The organism is Actinoplanes sp. CA-131856, assembly GCF_050956135.1.
GTDB lineage: Bacteria > Actinomycetota > Actinomycetes > Mycobacteriales > Micromonosporaceae > Actinoplanes.
Genome location: NZ_CP191849.1, coordinates 6,358,459 through 6,376,275, shown reverse-complemented (window position 1 = coordinate 6,376,275; position 17,817 = coordinate 6,358,459). Strand labels below are relative to the sequence as shown.

General features: G+C 70.2%; 20 protein-coding genes and 1 pseudogene. 18 read left to right on the top strand and 3 right to left on the bottom strand.

The window, feature by feature from the left end; all coding sequences use genetic code 11:
• Positions 1–7 precede the first annotated feature (7 nt).
• The 4 genes from ACQP2X_RS29680 to ACQP2X_RS29665 are packed head-to-tail and all read left to right on the top strand — an operon-like array spanning position 8 to position 1,896.
• Positions 8–763: a GntR family transcriptional regulator gene (locus tag ACQP2X_RS29680; protein ID WP_498701079.1), complete on the top strand. Its 756-nt coding sequence runs from the start codon at positions 8–10 to the stop codon at positions 761–763.
• Positions 764–785: 22 nt separating this feature from the next.
• Entirely contained in the window at positions 786–1,106 is a 321-nt protein-coding gene (locus tag ACQP2X_RS29675; protein ID WP_498687419.1) for an aquaporin, read from the top strand.
• Positions 1,103–1,303, top strand: coding sequence for an aquaporin (locus ACQP2X_RS29670; RefSeq protein WP_498687417.1), 201 nt, complete (start codon positions 1,103–1,105; stop codon positions 1,301–1,303). The genes ACQP2X_RS29675 and ACQP2X_RS29670 overlap by 4 nt, the downstream gene beginning before the upstream one ends.
• Positions 1,300–1,896: a sugar O-acetyltransferase gene (locus tag ACQP2X_RS29665; RefSeq protein ID WP_498687415.1), complete on the top strand. Its 597-nt coding sequence runs from the start codon at positions 1,300–1,302 to the stop codon at positions 1,894–1,896. Before ACQP2X_RS29670 ends, ACQP2X_RS29665 begins: the two co-directional genes overlap by 4 nt.
• Here ACQP2X_RS29665 and ACQP2X_RS29660 read toward each other — a convergent pair.
• Entirely contained in the window at positions 1,881–2,669 is a 789-nt protein-coding gene (locus ACQP2X_RS29660) for an aminotransferase class IV (RefSeq protein ID WP_498687414.1), read from the bottom strand. The two genes, ACQP2X_RS29665 and ACQP2X_RS29660, sit on opposite strands and share 16 nt — an antisense overlap.
• Before the next feature lie 10 nt (positions 2,670–2,679).
• Positions 2,680–3,432 (bottom strand): DUF72 domain-containing protein, encoded by a 753-nt coding sequence (locus tag ACQP2X_RS29655; RefSeq protein ID WP_498701077.1) that lies wholly within the window; start codon positions 3,430–3,432, stop codon positions 2,680–2,682.
• Positions 3,433–3,528: 96 nt separating this feature from the next.
• On the opposite strand from ACQP2X_RS29655, the gene ACQP2X_RS29650 reads away from it, so the two are divergent.
• The 12 genes and pseudogenes from ACQP2X_RS29650 to ACQP2X_RS29595 all read left to right on the top strand — a co-directional run bounded on the left by ACQP2X_RS29650 (position 3,529) and on the right by ACQP2X_RS29595 (position 12,755).
• On the top strand, positions 3,529–3,837 hold the full coding sequence (locus ACQP2X_RS29650; RefSeq protein ID WP_498687412.1) for a hypothetical protein: 309 nt from the start codon (positions 3,529–3,531) through the stop codon (positions 3,835–3,837).
• Between the two features lie 14 nt (positions 3,838–3,851).
• Positions 3,852–5,090, top strand: a complete 1,239-nt coding sequence (locus ACQP2X_RS29645; RefSeq protein WP_498687411.1) for a cupin domain-containing protein — start codon at positions 3,852–3,854, stop codon at positions 5,088–5,090.
• 70 nt (positions 5,091–5,160) lie between these two features.
• Positions 5,161–5,571: a response regulator gene (locus ACQP2X_RS29640; protein WP_498687409.1), complete on the top strand. Its 411-nt coding sequence runs from the start codon at positions 5,161–5,163 to the stop codon at positions 5,569–5,571.
• 126 nt (positions 5,572–5,697) lie between these two features.
• Positions 5,698–5,877: a Flp family type IVb pilin gene (locus ACQP2X_RS29635; RefSeq protein WP_498687407.1), complete on the top strand. Its 180-nt coding sequence runs from the start codon at positions 5,698–5,700 to the stop codon at positions 5,875–5,877.
• A pseudogene (locus ACQP2X_RS29630) lies at positions 5,874–6,002 on the top strand (TadE/TadG family type IV pilus assembly protein); the annotation flags it as partial. The gene ACQP2X_RS29635 and the pseudogene ACQP2X_RS29630, both read left to right, overlap by 4 nt.
• Positions 6,003–6,314: a hypothetical protein gene (locus ACQP2X_RS29625; RefSeq protein ID WP_498701358.1), complete on the top strand. Its 312-nt coding sequence runs from the start codon at positions 6,003–6,005 to the stop codon at positions 6,312–6,314.
• Positions 6,302–7,516 (top strand): TadE/TadG family type IV pilus assembly protein, encoded by a 1,215-nt coding sequence (locus tag ACQP2X_RS29620; protein ID WP_498687405.1) that lies wholly within the window; start codon positions 6,302–6,304, stop codon positions 7,514–7,516. Before ACQP2X_RS29625 ends, ACQP2X_RS29620 begins: the two co-directional genes overlap by 13 nt.
• 23 nt (positions 7,517–7,539) lie before the next feature.
• Positions 7,540–8,337 carry a Flp pilus assembly protein CpaB gene (gene cpaB, locus ACQP2X_RS29615; RefSeq protein ID WP_498687404.1) on the top strand — a complete coding sequence of 266 codons (798 nt, stop codon included), beginning with the start codon at positions 7,540–7,542 and terminating at the stop codon, positions 8,335–8,337.
• Positions 8,334–9,506: a CpaE/TadZ family protein gene (locus ACQP2X_RS29610; RefSeq protein WP_498687402.1), complete on the top strand. Its 1,173-nt coding sequence runs from the start codon at positions 8,334–8,336 to the stop codon at positions 9,504–9,506. Before cpaB ends, ACQP2X_RS29610 begins: the two co-directional genes overlap by 4 nt.
• Positions 9,503–10,873 (top strand): TadA family conjugal transfer-associated ATPase, encoded by a 1,371-nt coding sequence (locus tag ACQP2X_RS29605; RefSeq protein WP_498687400.1) that lies wholly within the window; start codon positions 9,503–9,505, stop codon positions 10,871–10,873. The genes ACQP2X_RS29610 and ACQP2X_RS29605 overlap by 4 nt, the downstream gene beginning before the upstream one ends.
• Positions 10,870–11,835 (top strand): type II secretion system F family protein, encoded by a 966-nt coding sequence (locus ACQP2X_RS29600; protein WP_498687399.1) that lies wholly within the window; start codon positions 10,870–10,872, stop codon positions 11,833–11,835. The genes ACQP2X_RS29605 and ACQP2X_RS29600 overlap by 4 nt, the downstream gene beginning before the upstream one ends.
• A gap of 2 nt (positions 11,836–11,837) precedes the next feature.
• On the top strand, positions 11,838–12,755 hold the full coding sequence (locus tag ACQP2X_RS29595) for a type II secretion system F family protein (RefSeq protein WP_498687397.1): 918 nt from the start codon (positions 11,838–11,840) through the stop codon (positions 12,753–12,755).
• A 4-nt stretch (positions 12,756–12,759) separates the two neighbouring features.
• On the opposite strand, the gene ACQP2X_RS29590 is transcribed toward ACQP2X_RS29595, so the two are convergent.
• Positions 12,760–15,909 (bottom strand): NACHT domain-containing protein, encoded by a 3,150-nt coding sequence (locus tag ACQP2X_RS29590; protein WP_498687395.1) that lies wholly within the window; start codon positions 15,907–15,909, stop codon positions 12,760–12,762.
• 78 nt (positions 15,910–15,987) lie between these two features.
• On the opposite strand from ACQP2X_RS29590, the gene ACQP2X_RS29585 reads away from it, so the two are divergent.
• Positions 15,988–17,202, top strand: coding sequence for a GAF domain-containing protein (locus tag ACQP2X_RS29585; RefSeq protein WP_498687393.1), 1,215 nt, complete (start codon positions 15,988–15,990; stop codon positions 17,200–17,202).
• Positions 17,181–17,618 (top strand): sensor histidine kinase, encoded by a 438-nt coding sequence (locus ACQP2X_RS29580; protein WP_498687391.1) that lies wholly within the window; start codon positions 17,181–17,183, stop codon positions 17,616–17,618. The genes ACQP2X_RS29585 and ACQP2X_RS29580 overlap by 22 nt, the downstream gene beginning before the upstream one ends.
• The last annotated feature ends 199 nt before the right edge of the window (positions 17,619–17,817 follow it).

Sequence of the window (17,817 nt, the reverse complement as noted above, 5' to 3'; positions counted from 1 at the left end):
GAACACCATGGGTGAACCGGCATACCGAGAGATCGCCGATCAGATCAGGGCCGACATCGAGGAACGGCGCCTGATCGAGGGCGACCGGCTGCCGACCGTGCGGGATTTGGCGGTGCGCTACGGCGTACCGACGGGAACGGTCGCGAAAGCCGTCGACGTCCTGCGGGCAGACGGCGTCGTCGTCTCCCGGCACGGCCGCGGGCTCTATGTCTCCGGATTCAAGCGCATCCTGCGCTCCTCGCCGGCCCGGTTGTCGCGGTCGTGGTGGGGCGAGGGAAAGGCCATTCAGGATGCGGACACGGGGGACAGGATCCGCGTCGTGCATGTCGAGGTCGAGGAACAAGCGGCCCCCGAGCACATCGCGGAAGCGCTCGGCGTGCCGGCCGGGGCGGCCGTTCTGGTCAGGGCACGCCGCTTCGCTGTCGAAGACCGGATCGTGCAGATTGCGACGAGCTTCATCCCCCTGGACGTGGTGGCGGTCGCGCCGGCCATCGCCTACACGGGTCCCGGTCCGGGTGGCATTTACGCCCGGATGGAAGCGGCGGGGATCGGGCCGGAGATGTTCCAGGAGCGGCTCGTCTTCCGGGCGCCCGCAGCAGCCGAGGTGACGGCACTGTCGTTGCCCCGAGGCGCGTGGGTAGTCGCGATCACTCGCCGCGCCTTTGCCGCCGAACGCCGGTGCGTGGAGGTGAACGAAATGGTGCTGGACGCCAGCGCCTACGAGCTGGAGTACCTACTCGGCGCCGGAACTCCAGCACCTTGATCGACCTCATCCGCGAGGGGTGATGACCATCGCGGCAGGGGCGGCGACGGTGGATCTCGTGGGAGATCATGACGTGGCGGCGGTGGCGGAGGCGACACTCGGGCGGCGGCTGGCGGCCGAGTTTCTCGGGACGTTCTGGCTGGTCTTCGGTGGGTGTGGGGCCGCCGTTCTGGCCGCCCGCGCGCCTACCGGCATCGGCATGCTGGGAGTCGCGCTGGCCTTCGGGCTGACGGTGGTGACCATGGCGTACGCCGTGGGGCACCTCTCCGGCGGCCACTTCAACCCGGCCGTGACGCTCGGGCTCTGGCTCGGCCGCCGCACCCGGTCACCAACACCTCGGTGAATCCGGCCCGCTCCACCGGGCCGGCCCTGATGACCGGCGGCTGGGCGCTGACCCAGCTGTGGCTGTTCTGGCTCGCGCCTCTGCTGGGCGCCGCGGTCGCCGGCGTCGTCTATCGGCACCTCACCGGGGAGACCGGGGCGGAGCCCGTGGCCGCCGAAGGTCAGGACCTCGTGGCGGGTGAGAAGATCATGCGGTGACGCTTGATGAGCAGCGGGAGCGGATGCTCTCCGGGCTGATGTACGACGACCTGACCGTCGAGTTGGTCGAGGCCCGGCAGCGGACCGTGCTGCTGACCGACGAGTACAACGCGAGCTTCGGCCGGCCGCAGTCCGAGCGCGAGGCGATCCTGCGGCGGCTGCTGCAGAAGGTCGGCGAGGGCTGTCATTTCGAGCCGACGTTCCGGTGCGAGTTCGGCTTCAACATCAGCGTCGGCGATCACTTCTACGCCAACTTCGACTGTGTGATGCTCGACGGCGGCGGCATCACCATCGGCGACCACGTGCTCTTCGGGCCCCGGGTCGGCATCTACACCTCCAACCACGCCATCGACGCGGCCGAGCGGGCGGCCGGCGGCTGCTACGCCAAGCCGGTCACCATCGGGAACCGGGTCTGGATCGGTGGCGGGGTCACGATCAACCAGGGCGTGACCATCGGCGACGGCGCGATCGTCGGGTCGGGCAGCGTGGTCACCCGCTCGATCCCGGCCGGGGTCGTCGCGGCCGGGGTGCCGGCGCGGGTGCTGCGGGAGATCACCGACGCCGACCGGACCGGCTTTCAGAGCTCGTCGTAGGGCACCGACTTCCACGTGTCGGTCAGCAGGGTCGTCAGCCGGTCGCTCGACGGGTAGGCCTGGTTGTCGATCCAGGCGATCGGCTGGGCCGGGCAGGCCGAGTTGACCGCGACGGCGCCGGTCAGGGCGGGCAGGTCGGCCTGGGGGACCGGCCGCAGCGTCCACGGGACGCCGTTCATGGTCATGGCGATCTGGAGCAGGACCATGGTGGTGCCGCGCAGCATCGGCGCCTGGGGCCAGATCACCTGCTCGCCGTCGTGGAAGGCCACGTTCCACGTGCTGCCCTCGCTGACCAGGCCGGTGTCGCCGACGAACAGGGCGTCGTCGTAGCCGTCGCGCACGGCCTGGCGGCGCGCGACGAAAAGGCCCATGGTGGCCGAGTGCTTCTGCTCGGGCCAGTCGCGGCGGTGGCTGTCCGTGCGTACACGCAAAGGTTTTGTGGGGTCCGAAGGACGCGGATCGCTGACCGCGACCACGACGTCGGGCGGGCTGCCCTCCCCGGGACCGGGGACGAAGGAGACGCGGACCGAGGCGTCGCGGTGACCGTCGAGCGCGTGGTGGATGAGCGAGACCACGCGGGCCTCGTCGTCGACGCCCATCTTCCAGCCGAAGAACTCCTCGTTGCCGTCGGCCAGGCGGGCCATGTGCAGCGCCAGGCCCTTGACCGCGAGCGACCGGACCTGCATCGAGGTGAAGTGGCCATAGTTGATGGTGGCCAGCCGATGGGTCTCGGCGAGGTCGGGGACGTGGCCGTTCAGCTCGAGATTGCGCACCTCGGCAAGCCTACGGGCGCGGCTTGATCTCGGGGGTGCGGGTGCGGCGAAGGCCACGCCGATCGGCCTCGGCGGCCAGCGCGGCCGCGTCGATCACCGCCGCTCCGCCGGGGTCGTTGTTGAAGAAGACATAGCTTTCCGGTACGCCGGCGAGCCGCTCCACCCACGTCCGCAGCGCCCCCTTGCCGTATCGCGGCCACGGCTTGGCCCGGCCCTCGTGCAGCCTCAGGTACACGAAGTCGGTGGTGATCCACAGGGGAGTGATGGGCCGGCTGCCCCGATCGGCCCAGCACAGCGCCGCGCCCCTTTGCCGCAATAAGTCGCATAGATCGGGCGTGAACCACGAGTCGTGCCGAGGTTCGACGACGACTCGGACATTCGCCGGAAACAGCCTCAAAGTCGCGTCCAGGGAAGTCAAGTCCGCTTTGAGGGTGGGCGGGAGCTGGATCAGCACCGGACCGAGCTTGCCGCCGAGCCCTTCCGCCCGGGACAAAAAACGCGAAACGGGCTCGGCTGGTTCCTTGAGGCGCTTGATGTGGGTCAGATAGCGGCTCATCTTCACCGCGACGCGGAAGTCGTCCGGCGTCCGCGACCGCCACTGCTCGAACGTCTCGCGTGACGGGAGGCGGTAGAAGGCGTTGTTGACCTCGACCGTCTGAAAGCGCTCGGCGTAGTGCTCCAGCCAGAGCCGTTGCGGCAGCCCGGCGGGGTAGAGACCGCCCCGCCAGTCCTTGTACTGCCAGCCCGACGTCCCGATGCGCATCACGTGAGCTGCGATACCCGGATCTCAGCCGGGTTAGACGGGATGATCACGGGGTATGGCGGGGTCCCACGCACCACGGACCTTCAAGGAGCTCTCATGTCTCTCAGCGACGACGACATCACCACCACCTCGGGCTCGACCACCGGCGAGGGCCCGGCCGACGGCGGCGCGAACCCGGGCGGCCACGACGGCGGTGCCGACGGCTCGGCCGAGGGTCCCGCGGACGGCGGCGCGAACCCGGGCGGCCACGACGGCGGTGCCGACGGCTCGGCCGAGGGTCCCGCGGACGGCGGCGCGAACCCGGGCGGCCACGACGGCGGTGCCGACGGCTCGGCCGAGGGCCCGGCCGACGGTGGCGCCAACCCGGACGGCCACGACGGTGGCGCCGACGGCTCCGCCAACTGATCAGGAACACCGGGATGACGATCGACGCGCCGGGCGAAAGCCCGGCGCTCTCCCGCGCCGTGGCGGTGGAGCCGGGCAAGTTCGCCGCCGCCTACTGGGGCCGCGCGCCCCTGCTTTCCCGGGCCGCCGAACTGGCCGGCCCGGACGGCTTCGCCGACCTTCTCTCCCCGGCCGCGGTCGACGAGCTCCTCTCCCGCCACGGACTGCGGACCCCCTTCCTGCGCGTCGCCCAGAAGGGCACCGTGCTCCCGGCCGGCCGGTTCACCGGCGGGGGTGGGGCCGGGGCCGAGATCGGCGACCAGGTCATCGACGACAAGGTCATGCGGTTGTACGCCGAGGGCGCCACCCTGGTGCTCCAGGGCCTGCACCGGCTGTGGCCCCCGCTGATCGACTACAGCCGCCGGCTCGGCGCCGAGCTGCGCCGCCCGCTGCAGGTCAACGCCTATCTGACCCCTCCGCAGAGCCAGGGCTTCAGCACCCACTACGACACCCACGACGTCTTCGTCCTCCAGGTCGACGGCACCAAGCGCTGGCGGCTGCACGAGCCCGTGCTGGCCGATCCGCTGGAGAAGCAGGCCTGGGGTGGCCGGGCCGACGAGGTCGGCGCCACCGCCGAGGGCGAGCCCGCCTTCGACATCCTGCTCGAGCCGGGCGACGCGCTCTACCTGCCCCGCGGCTGGCTCCACTCGGCCGAGGCGCAGGGCGCCCGTTCGCTCCATCTGACCATCGGTGTCCGGGCCATGACCCGCTACGCCATGGTCGAGGAGCTGCTCGGCCTCGCCCTGGACGACGCCCGCCTGCGGGCCACCCTGCCGTACGGCCTCGACGTCTCCGACCCGGAGGCGATCGAGCCCGAGCTCACCGAGACGGTCGAGGCCCTGCGCGACTGGCTGGCCACGGTCGAGCCGGCCCAGGTGGCCGAGCGGCTGCGCGCCCGGGACTGGCCGTCGGCCCGCCCCGAGCCGGTCAGCCCGCTGGCCCAGCTCGACTTCGCGGCCGGGCTCGGCCCGGACGACGAGATCAGGGTGCGCGAGGGCCTGCGCTGGCGCCTGGCCGACGACGGGGCCGAGCACGTGGTGCTGCGGCTGGTGGGGCGCACGATGCGGTTCCCCGCGTACTGCGCGCCCGCGCTGCGGCTGGCGCTCGACGGCGAGCCGATCCGGGTGCGGGACCTGCCGCTGGAGGACGACGCGGACCGGTTGGTGCTGGCCCGCCGTCTGCTGAACGAGGCGCTCGCCGTACCCAATGTCTGAGAATTAAACGGCCGGGTTCTTCGCGGAACCCGGCCCGTGACCCCCGGGGTCCTCGCTAGCGTGGATCTCGATGTGGAACCGTACGGAACGGACCGGACCGGTCGTCCTCCTGGTCGAGGACGACGAGGATCTGCGTGAGATGACCACGCAGATGCTCGAGATGCGCGGCTTCGACGTGCTCGCCGCCAAGGACCCGGTGACCGCGATGATGACCTGCCGTGTGCACAGCGGCCGGATCGACGTGCTCCTGACCGACCTGGGCCTGCCCGGCGTCTCGGGCGGTGAGCTGTCCCGTTCGGCCGCGGCCGTCCGGCCCGAGATGAAGATCGTCTACATCTCCGGCATCCCGGAGGACATCGCCGTCAAGAAAGGCATGATCCGCGCCGGCTCTCCGTTCCTGGCCAAGCCGTTCAGCGCGGACGTCCTGGCCGGCACGCTGCGCGCGGTTCTGGCCCAGGGCTCGACGTCGCCGTCACGCTGATCCGGATAGCAACCGGCAGCGACCACCCTGCAACCATGAGCGATCTCAAGCAGACCTTTCGTCTCCCGATGTGTAGAGCAACTGGCCGCCGGAACCGGTCGCCACTAACACCTGGGGGACAACACAATGGAATTCTTCAAGATGCTGGTCACGTACGTCCGCGCCGTCAAGCAGTCGGACGAGGGCGCGACCGCCGTCGAATACTCGATCCTGGCCGCCCTGATCGCCGGTGGCCTCGTCGCCACCCTCGGGCTGCTGCGCGACGACATCAAGGGCATGATCGAGAAGCTCATCGCCGCCATCTGACCGATCGCCCGGCTTCCCGCCGCGGGCAGGCCTCCGGGGCCGCCCGCGGCGATCGCGGTGTCGCGGCGATCGAGTTCGCGATCGTCCTGCCGCTGCTCCTGCTGATCCTGTTCGCGATCATCGACATGGGGCGCTATCTCCAGCAGTACATCCAGCTCACCGAGGCCGCCCGTGAGGGCGCCCGGCTGGGCGCGCTCAACGGCACGGTCACCGACGTCAAGAACAAGGTCCAGGGCATCGTCGGTACGGGCGTCGCGCTCCAATATCCGAGCGGCCCGGCCGTCTGCGGCACCGGTGTCGTCGACTCGTCCGTGACCGTCACCCGGACCTTCGACCCGGCCACCCCACTCTTCAAACTGCTGGTGCTGTACGGCGGCACGAGCCAGTCGGGCGCCCACACGATCAAGGCCATCGGGGTGATGTCGTGCCTCGGCTGACCTCCCTGGTGCCGCGCCGCCCCGGCGAGGACCACGACCACGGCGCGATCGCCGTCGTCGTCGCCCTGTTCCTCAGCATGAGCATCCTGCTGGGCATGGGCGCCGTCGTCATCGACGTCGGCATGCTCTACGCCGAGCGCGAGCAGTTGCAGAGCGGCGCCGACGCGGCCTCGTGGAAGGTCGCGCAGGCCTGCGTCGTCAAGAAGGCCGACTGCACGGTCGCTTTGCAGACCCTCAACGCGAAGGCGTACGCCGCCAAGAACGCCAAGGACGGCTACGCCGACGCGCAGATCTGCCTGGACAACAGCAACTGCCCCGCCACCTGGAACACGGCCACCACCTGCCGCCCCCAGCCCACCGTGACCGGCAACGGGCACCAGGTCGAGGTGCGCACCACCACGCTGAACCCGAACAACACCACACTGATCCCGCCGCGGCTGGCGCAGACCCTGGTCGGCGGCGGCTATCAGGGCACCAAGGTGGGCGCGTGCGCCCGGGTGGCGTGGGGTGTGCCGGTCAACGCCAGCGTGCTGGCCCTGGCCATCTCCAAGTGCGACTGGGAGCGGCTCAGCGGCAACGGGGACAAACTGCTGCGGCTGCCCGTCCTCGATCCCCTACTCGGCGGGACCGGCCTGCTCGGCGTGCTCGGGCTCGGGCCGCCGCAGAACTTCTCCATCCCGGTCAACAACGGCATCCTGTCCGGCTGCAAGAACACCACGGCCGACATCCTGGCCGGCAACCCCAACGGCTACGCCTGGCTCACGCCGCACGCCGACGCCAACTGCCGCACCACCATCGCCCCGGCCGCGACGGTCGACCTGTGGATGTACACCGGGCTGCTCGACCTGGCCGGCGCGATCAAGTGCTTCAACGTGATGAACCAGGTGATCGCCAAGGGGCAGGCGATCCTCGTGCCGATCTTCGACAAGGTGGTCGGCGCGCTCAACTTGCTGCCGGCCGCTTTCCACATCGTGGGGTTCGCGCCGTTCGTGCTCACCGGCTACGAGACCCTGATCTCCGGGCTCACCGGCACGCTGTCGACGCTGTTCAGCGACGGCCTCAACTCGCTGCGGACGACCGCCTGCGCACTCCAGACGTGCATCTACGGCTACTTCACGCGATCTGTCATCACGCAACGCTTCCCGACCGCCTTCGGCACCTCACCGGACTACGGAGTCCAGGTGATTGGCCGTACTGGGTGACCTTTTACTGAGATTGTGAAGACATGCGACGGCGTGTCCTGATTCTGCTCGCGGCTCTGCTGCTGGCCGGTATCAGCGGGGTGGCGATCCTGGCGTACGCGCACTCCGCGGACCGCCGGGCTCTCAACGGGGTGAAGGGGGTGTGGGTGCTGGTGGCCAAGCAGCGCATCCCGGCCGGGACCAAGGGGTCCGACATCCGGGCCAAGGGCATGGCCGAGCGCGTCCTGATGCCCGCCCGGACCGTGCCCGAGGGCACCCTGACCAGCTGGACCAGCGACCTCGACCGGCTCACCCTGTCGGCCACGGCCGAGCGTAAGCAGCTGCTGATGCGCCCGCTCTTCCAGTCCGCCCAGCCCTCGGCCTCGGCGTCGACGCGGGGCTTCACGGTCCCCAAGGGCATGCTGGCGGTGACCGTCGAGCTCAGCGTGCCGACGCAGGTCGCCGGGAACGTGATCGCCGGGGACCGGGTGGCCGTCTACGGCACCTTCCCGGCCAGCGCGCAGAGCTCGGAGGAGCAGACCACCCGGCTGCTGCTGCCCCGGGCCGTGGTCATCTCGATCGGCGAGGCGCTGGCCCCCGACATCACGCCCCAGCCGACACCGACACCGGCGCCGTCGGCCTCTCTATCGCCTTCGGCCACGAGAGCCGGAACCTCCCAGGCCACCTACGCGCGGTACGTGGCCACGCTCGCGGTCGACTCCGAGGACGCGCAGCGCCTCGTGCACGCCGCCCGCACCGGCCTGCTCTACCTGGCCATGCTGGGCCCGGAGGCCACCGCCGTGCCCGGGCCGGGCGTCGACATCTCCGGGCTGTTCCCGTGAGCCTCTACGTCTACGTCGAACCCGACGACGCCCGCCGCTCGCAGATCGGCCCGGCCTTCCGCGAGGTCGGCTGCACCATGCTCGACGGCATGGCCGACCTCGAGGCCCACCTGCGGCGCTACCCGGAGACCATCCTGATCATCCTGGGCGCCACTGTCGAGCTCGAGGAGTCGCTGATGGTCGCCGCCTATCAGCGGCTCCAGCGCCCGCTCATCGGGGTCGTGCTGATCCGCAAGGTGGTGGAGCCGGGGGTCGTGCTGCGGTGCCTGCAGTCGGGCGTGCGGGAGATCGTGGCCGAGGACGACGAGCAGGGGCTGCGCGACGCCACGATCCGCTCGATCGACCTGTCGAAGGCGCTGAGCACCACGCTGCGCACGTCGGCCGACAACGCCCCGTACGGCCGGGTCGTGACGCTCTTCTCAGGCAAGGGCGGCAACGGGCGCAGCATGCTCGCCACCAACCTGGCCGTGGCCCTGGCCGGAGGTGGCCGCCGCGTCCTGCTGATCGACCTCGACCTGCAGTTCGGCGACATCGCCATCATGCTCAAGCTCTCGCCCGAGCGGAACATCGCCGGCGGCGTCACCATGACCGGCCGGCTCGACGAGCCCGGCCTGCGCTCGATCGCGACGCCGTACAAGCCCGGCCTGGACACGCTGCTCGCCCCGCCCAGCCCGGCCGAGGGTGAGAAGGTCACGCGCGAGTTCGTGGTCGAGCTGCTCGACGCGGCCCGGCCGCTCTACGACTTCATCGTGGTCGACACGCCCGCCGTGGTCACCGACCAGGTGCTGGCCGCGCTCGACATGACCGACTGGTACGTCCCGATCGTCACCCCCGACCTGCCGACCCTGAAATCGGTGCGGCTGACCGTCGAGATGTTCGACCTGCTCGACTACGCGCAGGACAAGCGTCTGCTGGTCTTCAACCGGGCCAACACCCAGGTCGGCCTGAGCCCGGCCGAGGTCGAGCTCGCGGTCGGCATGCCGTTCACGGTGCAGGTGCCCTCCAGCCGCGACGTCACCGTCTCCGTCAACGCGGGCGAGCCGCTCGCACAGACCGACCCGCTGCACCCGGTCAGCCGGGCCATCCGCGCCCTGGCCGACCGCTGCGCCGGCGTGGAGGCCGCACCCGAGCGCCGCCGGCGGTTCCTGTCCCGGAAGGGCAAGACATGAGCCTCTCCTCGCGCATCGGCGCCAACACCCCGGCCGACAAGACGCCCACCCCCGCCGCCGAGGAGCGGCACCGCCCGGGCCGCCCGGTCAACGACCAGGTGTACGAGGTCCGCCAGCGCATCCAGCGCAAACTGGCCGACGAGCTGGGACCGTCGCTGTACGCGGCCGGTCGCGGCGAGGGCACCGAGGAGCTGGACGGCCGGGTCCGCGAGGCCCTCAACGACCTGCTGGCCCGCGAGGAGACCCCGTTGTCGGGCGCCGACCGGGCGCGCATCGTCAACGAGGTCGTCGACGAGGTGCTCGGGCACGGGCCGATCGAGTCGCTGCTGCGCGACAACTCGGTCACCGAGGTGATGGTCAACGGCCCGCAGTCGGTCTACGTGGAACGGTTCGGCCGCATCGAACGGGTCGGCGCCGAGTTCGACGACGAGGCCCACCTGCGCCGCATCATCGACCGGATCTGCTCCCGGGTGGGCCGCCGGGTCGACGAGGCCAGCCCCATGGTCGACGCCCGACTGCCCGACGGCAGCCGGGTCAACGCGATCGTCCCGCCGATCGCCATCGACGGCTCCTCGCTGACCATCCGCAAGTTCTCCTCGGTCCCGCTGACCGTGGGCGACCTGCTGTCGTACGGAACCCTGACCCGGCCCGCGGCCGAATTCCTCGACGTCTGCGTCCGCGGCCGCCGCAACATCCTGGTCAGCGGCGGCACCGGCTCCGGCAAGACGACGATCCTCAACATCCTGTCCGGCTTCATCCCGGTCGACGAGCGCGTCGTGACCATCGAGGACGCGGCCGAGCTGCAGATGGACCAGGAGCACGTGGTACGCCTCGAGACCCGCCCGCCCAACTCCGAGGGCCGGGGCACGGTCACCACCCGCGACCTGGTGCGCAACGCGCTGCGGATGCGCCCCGACCGGATCGTCGTGGGCGAGGTCCGTGACGCCGCCGCCCTCGACATGCTCCAGGCGATGAACACCGGCCATGACGGCTCGCTGACCACGCTGCACGCCAACACGCCGCGCGACGCGCTGTCCCGGCTCGAGACGATGGTGCTGATGGCCGGGCTCGACCTGCCCAGCCGCGCCATCCGCGACCAGATCGTCTCGGCCGTCGACCTGATCCTTCAGGTCGGCCGCTACAAGGACGGCACCCGCAAGATCAGCCACATCACCGAGGTGGCCGGCATGGAATCGGAGGTCATCACCCTTCAGGACCTTTTCCTGTACGACCCCACGGCCGGCTCCGACACACCGGGCGCCGCCGGCGGTCTCCGCTCGACCGGCATCCGCCCCCAGTTCGCCGAGGCGATCGCCCGCTACGGCGTGACCCTGCCGCCGGCGCTGTTCTCGGGCCGCCCGCGGTGATCCCGGCCTTCGTCATCGCGGTGGGCGCCGCCTCGGCGGCCACCTTCCTGGTCGCCTACGCGGTGCTGGCCGCGACCTTCGGGCGTACCCCGATCCAGCGCCGGCTGGCCTCGCTCCAGCACTTCACCGTGCGGCGCGAGGTCGAGAAGGAGGCGTGGTGGCGGCGGCTGGTGCACGCCTCGGGCCAGAAGGTCGAACGCTCCGAGCTGCTCAGCGCCCTGGCCGAGCGCAGCGCCCCCCTGCTCGACAGGCTCGGCGCGACCACCCGCCCGGCCGACTGGCTGGCCGTGCGGTTGTACGCCTGCCTGGCCACGGTCGTGGTGCTGACCCTGCTCCTGCCGTTCGCGGTGGCCCTCCCGCTCGGCCTGCTGGCCGGGTTCTTCGGCTCGAACGCGCTGCTGCGGACCCGGATCCGGCGCCGCGAGCAGGCGTTCGCCGACGAACTGCCCGGCGCCCTCCAACTGATGATCAGCTCGCTGCGCTCGGGCTTCACCATGCACCAGTCGGTCGAGGCGGCGGTCCGCGACGACGAGGGCCCGGTCGCCTCGGAACTGCGCCGGGCCCTGTCCGAGACCCGCATCAGCGGCAGCTTCGAGGACGCGCTGGAGCGCATCGGCGAACGCACCCGCAGCGACGAGATGCTGTGGCTGGTCATGGCCCTGCGCCTGCAGCGCGAGGTCGGCGGCAGCCTGGTCGACGTCATGCAGACCACCGCCGACACCATGCGCGAACGCTCGTATCTGCGCCGGCACGTGCGGGCGCTCTCCGGCGAGGGCCGCATGTCGGCCTACGTGCTGACGGCCATGCCGATCGCCACCGCGGTGATCCTCTACCTGACCGAGCCGGCCTATCTGAGGCCGCTGTTCACCGAGCCGCTGGGCTGGGCCATGCTGGCCTTCGGCATCGTGGCCATCACCATCGGCGCCATCTGGCTGCGCGTGGTGGTCCAGGTGAAGGCGTAGCCGTGGCCAACATCGTGCTGGGCGCGGCCGTAGCCGGCGTGGTGCTGGCCTTCGTGCTGGTGGCGGTGGCGATCCTGCTGCCGCCACCCCGCTTCGACCGGATCATGCGGGCGCTGGCGGCCTTCGGCACCGGCCCGGAGATGCGCCGCGACACCGGAAGCGCGTTCCAGCGGCGGCTGCGCTCGGTGGTCATCGCCGGCCTCGACCGGCTGGCCGAGGTGCTGACCCCGGCCGCCGACCGCGACCGGCTGAGCCGCCTGCTCGACTACGCCGGAAACCCGCCGGCCTGGCCGCTGGCGAGGGTGATGAGGGCGCGCCCGTTCGGGGCGGTGGCCGGTGCGGGTGTGGGCGCGTTCTTCGCGTACGGCTGGACGGAGAAGACGGACTCGGTGCTGATCGGCGCTCCCGCCGGCCTGGTGGTGGGTTTCCTGCTGCCCCAGCTGCTGGTCTACAACGCGGGCATCAAACGCCAGGAGAAGATCCTCTACTTCCTGCCGGACGTGATGGACGCGATGGTGATCGGCGTCGAGGCCGGCCTGGGCCTGGACTCGGCCATGGACCAGGTGGCCAGCGCGACGACGGGCCCGATGGCCGACGAGCTGAACCGGGTGCTGCAGGAGATGCGCCTGGGCGTGGCAAGAACGGAGGCGCTGCGCTCACTGGCGGCCCGCACGACAGTGCGGGACCTCAAGCGCTTGATGACAGCCTTGATCCAGGCCGGCGAGCTGGGCATCTCGGTAGCCGGCATCCTCCGCGAACACGCCGCCGACCAGCGCATGCGCCGCCGTCAGCGCGCCGAGGAGATGGCACAGAAGGTCCCGGTCAAGCTCCTGTTCCCGGTCATGTTCTGCATGTTCCCCGCCATCTTCATCGTCGTCGTGGGGCCTGCCGTGATCACCCTCTCCAAGGCGTTCGGCTGAGTTCTCACGTGCTCCACCGCCGACGGCCGCCGCTCACCGACAGCCCGCGGACCCCTTCGGTGCCGGTCAAGTCGATGCGGCCGCCGAGGCTGAGCGTGACCGTCCGTCCATCCAGCCCGGCGAGCGGGGACAGGTCGATGGATCCCTCGGCGTATGACTGGAGGTAGATGCTGCGCAGGCGCTCCAGACGGGCCAGATGCGGGATCAACTTGTTGAGGGAATCCGGATCGGACATCACCTGAAGATTTTCGACAGTGCTCAACCGGCCGATCGAGGCGTGATCGACTGTCGTGTTGCTGAGCACGATCAGCGTGGACAGGCGATTCAGGCTGGTCAGCGGAGCCAGGTCACGCGGACAATCGCCGAGCAGCCGGACGTCGGTGGCCGAGTCGGCCCAGACCTTCAGAAATTCCACCGAGTCTCGCCGACGGATGTCCGAGGCGACAATGAGGCTGACCGGATGCCTCGTCGGCATCCGCGCGACCTGCCTGAGCAACCAGGTCGAACCGCCGATCCCTCGGAGGTTGCTCAGCGCGGTGAGCCCTTCGGGGTTCTTGAGGTTGCTCCCGTGCAGCATTAAGGACCGGAGGTTCGAGAGTCCGGCCAACGGGCGGAGATCCAGCTCGAAGTCGCTTTGAGCCGATACCGACAGCGCGGCGAGGGCACTTCCCGCCAGCGGCGACAGGTCGAGGCAAGATTGGACCTGAATTCGCGCGAGCTCCGGATTACGGCTTATGAAGGACAGGTCGATGGGCGCCGAGCCGGGCATGGAGCGCACCTTCACCCCACGGACATTCTTGATCAGGTGCAGATGTCCGAGCAGGTCCCGGTCGGTGATCGTCACGTTCTCCGAGGAGCCGAACGGCACATCGCGCAATACCCGTGTCGCGTAGACCGCGGGATCGAAGTGCTCCCACGCTTCGATGAGGGCATCGTGCACCGTTCTCGACGTGCTCGACGAGTACTGCGTCAGGAAGTCGATGGCCGCCGGGTCGCCGATCTTGCCGACGGCGCGAATCGTGAGTGATATTTCCGCATCGTTCCGCGGATCGGACTTCATGAGGAGATCGAGGGACAATGAGCCGGCCTCGGCCAGCATGTCGGCCTGGCGTTCATTCTCCGGCGGCAAGAGGCTACTGGTCGCCTCCAGAACCGCCGCCTGCGTGTCCTCCGGGCACTCCGCCGACGTCTCCAGGCAGGCGAGGGCGAGCAGCCGCATGACGGTGCGGTGATTGCCGTCGCCGGCCTTGTCGGCCTTGTCGAGTAGCCCCTCGACGAGAGTCTTGCTGCCCCGCGCCTTGGTGTGGCCGGCGGCCATCACGATCGTCTCGTGCCATTGATCCTCGTCGGCGTGGAGCACCAGCGATCTCAGGTCGCCCTCGTCGACTGCCTCCTTGGCCGCCAGATATTCCTGGAACGTGCGGTGGATGAAGTCGACCCGGTCGTGGGTGGGCTCGCGGATCAGGCCGCTTCTCTCCAGCAGGACCTGGTAGGTCTCGTGCTCGTCGAGGGTTACGCGGGGCATCCGGCGCAGCTTGACCGCTATCCGGTCCAGCGCCTCCTCCTTGGCCGCGTCCGACTGGCCGTTGCGCATCAACCAGTAGGCGAGGTCTTGCAGCAGCAGCATCTTCTGGGTCCGGCTCAGGGTGTTGAGCGCCTTGATCTCCCGCTCCTCGTCCCGCCTTTCCAGGAGCATGTGCAGCGCCACCTCGTACAACTCCATCCGGCTGCTCGGCAGCTGGCCGCGCCGGTCCTTGTGCAGCGCGCACGTCAGCGCGCACAGCAGGGGATAGGCGACGATCTGCCGCAGGTGCCGGTTGCGGTCGATCGCCCTCAGCAGCCGCCGCTGATAGTCGAGGATCGACTCCCGCTGTTCGAGCGTCCGGGTCTGCTCGAGCATCGCCCGGTGCCAGCGCTCCACGAACACCGTCACCGACTGACGGTCCATCGGCGCCAGCTCCACCACCCGGAAGTCGTCGCCGCCGAGCCACTCGGCCGGCACCGCGCCCGGCCGGGAGGTGACCACGTACCTCGCTCGCGGGAAGGCGGCGATCAGCTCGGAGATCCACCGGCGGGCGTGGACCCGGCGGTCGTCGGGCAGCTCGTCGATCCCGTCCACCAGCACGACGCCCCGGCCCGAGCGGAGCTGCTCCTGGACCCAGCCGGCCGGCATCTCGTCGGCGATGTGCCGGCCGACCTCGTCGACGAAGTCGCCGGGCACCGGGAGGTCGGTGGTGGCGAAGCGCCGCAGCGGGACGAAGAACGGCACTGTCGCGTTCCAGCTGTTCAGATGGTCGGGGAAGGTCCGGCGCGCGCTGTTGACCGCGATCCACTGCAACAGTGTCGTCTTTCCCAGACCGGCCTGGCCCCGGATGAAGATGCGGTCGCTCGTGCCGGCCAGTTCCTCCACACTGACGAGGTGGTCGTCGCCGGTGGCCTGGCTCCCGTGCAGGCTGAGATAGGCCACCGACAGCGGATAGGCACGACTCGAATCGGAGACCGTGGCGCCGTACAACTCGATCCGGTCCAGAAGGTTGGCGACCAGCTGGCGGTAGTCGCGTTCGAAGTCGGCGCCGACCCTCAGCCGGGGGAGACGGTCGAGCACCGTCTCCAGATCGCCGATGATCTGGCGGCTGCGGGCCAGCAGCTCGGTGAGCGCGTTGACGCTCGCGGCCGGGAGCGTGCGGGCGATCTCGATCGTGTAGGCCGAGGCCTCGCGCAGCAGCAGGTCGTACAGCCTGGTCCCGCCCTCGGAGAGCCCGGCCCGCTCCGCCCGGTCCGGTGACTGCGAGCGCAGGTAGCGCCCGAGATAGCCGGCGTCGAGATCGCTCTTGAACAGGTCCGCCTCCGAGAGCGCCGCCTGCTCGAACGTGTCCCGCACGGCCAGGACCGCCGCTTCCCGCTCGGCCGGCTCGACCGTGCGGAACTCGGTGGTGATCCACGTTTCCAGGCGGTCGGACACCGCCTCGGCCGCCTCCTCCCAGATCCGGGTGAACTGCCGCTGCTGCCGGCCGCCGGTCAACGCGGCCGCCACCCGGTCGACGGTGCTGTTGCCGATCTCGTTGAGCAGCTTGTTCTCACCGGCCCAGAGCCCGCACGCGGTCTTGGCGACGGCGGTGCCCAGGACGTACGTCGCGACTTCCAGTGCCGGCATGTCCGTATCCTGCCCAGCCGCGCCGTTCGTTCTCAAGAGCCGCTAAGCCATCGGGTCCGGCTGCCGATCGGAGAGAAGGTGACGGCCAGTTTGCTTGATCCTCCTGAACTGGAACGCCGCCGGCTGGCGGCGCTGCACGAGTACCGCCTGCTCGACGCGCCGGCCGACGACGAACTGTCCGCCGTCGTCCGGGTCGCCGCCATGGTGGCCGACGTGCCGACGGCCACCCTCAACCTGATCGACGAGCACCGGCAGTGCCAGCTCACCACGGTCGGCTTCGAGGGCGGCAACTCGGCCCGCACCGACTCGATGTGCGACATTCAGCTGCGCCAGGGCAAGTTCGTGCACGTGCCGGACGCCCGCGACCATCCGCTGTACGCGGACAACCCGTGGGTCGACGGCCGCATGGCCAACGTCCGCTTCTACGCCTCGGCCCCGCTGATCGCCCCCAACGGTTACGCCCTGGGCACCCTGTGCGTCTTCGACGACGTGGTCAAGGAGCTCACGCCCCGCCAGATCGAGCGCCTCACCGACCTGGCCGACGTGCTGGTCGGCCTGTTCGAGCGCCGCCGCCAGGGCCGGCTGGCGGCCGAGATGGCGATCAGCGCCGAGCACAGCCGCAAGTTCGTCGAGACTCTGGTCAACACCGTCGACGTCGGCATCGTGGCGGCCGACGAACAAGGTCAACTGACGATTCTCAACCGGGCCGTACGCCGGTGGGGCGGCGCCCTGGAGAGCGGCGGCGGCGATCTGGCGGAGATCGCGGGCCGTCTGGAGCTGCTCCAGCCGGACGGCGTCACCGAGGTCCCGGAGGAGAGCGCGCCCCTGTTCCGGGCCCTGCGCGAGGACATCAACGTCGACAACGAGGAACTGGTCCTGCGCACGGCCGACGACTCCCTGCTGACGTTGACGGCCAGCGCCCGCAGCATGATCGCCGACAACGGCGAGCGCATCGGCGCGGTGGTCGCCCTCAGTGACGTCACCCGCGAACGCGAGCACCTGCGCCAGATCCAGGACCTGGTGAAGGAGCTCCAGCGCTCGAACGACGAACTGGAGGGCTTCGCGGCGGCGGTCAGCCACGATCTCGTACGTCCCCTGGCCGGCGCCCGCGGTTACCTGGAGATGCTGACCGAGACGTACGGCGAGATGATGGACGACCGGGCCCGCAGTGGATGTCGGGCGCGGTGGCCGCCACCGACCGCATGCAACAGCTGGTGCAGGCCCTGCTCTCGTACGCCCGTGCGGGCCACGCCCCGTGCGCCACCGAGCCGGTGGACCTGCACGACGTGCTGACCCACGTCCGGACCGACCTGCGCACCTTGATCGAGAGCACCGGCGCCGAGGTCACCGTCGCCGACGACCTGCCGGTGATCTCCGGCGACCCCACACTGCTCCGCCAGCTCCTGCAGAACCTGATCGACAACGCCGTCAAGTACCGCCACCCCGACCGCACCCCGCACGTGCGCGTGGCGGCGCACACCACCACCGCCGGCTGGGACATCACGGTCACCGACAACGGCCTGGGCATCCCACCCGACCAGCGCGACCGCGTCTTCGACATGTTCGCCCAGGTCGACCCCACGTCCCGAAAGGGCCACGGCATCGGCCTGTCGACCTGCCTGCGCATCGCCGAACGCCACAACGGCCGCATCTCCATCGACGACGCCCCCGGCGGCGGCACAGTCCTGCGCCTGCACCTTTCCCGCTAGTCGCTGTACTATAGGCGCGGAGCAAGGAGAGGAGGGTGTGTCAATGGCCATCAGCAGGGAAGACATCAGGCGCAGCGTCGCCAGGTCGGCCCGCGAGTCCGCTCGTCTGTCGGGTCGCGAGGTGCCGGAGGGCTTCGTGCGTTCCGCGAAGATCGAGCAATTCCTCAAGCGCCTGGCGGAGGCACGGGACCGGGGCGTC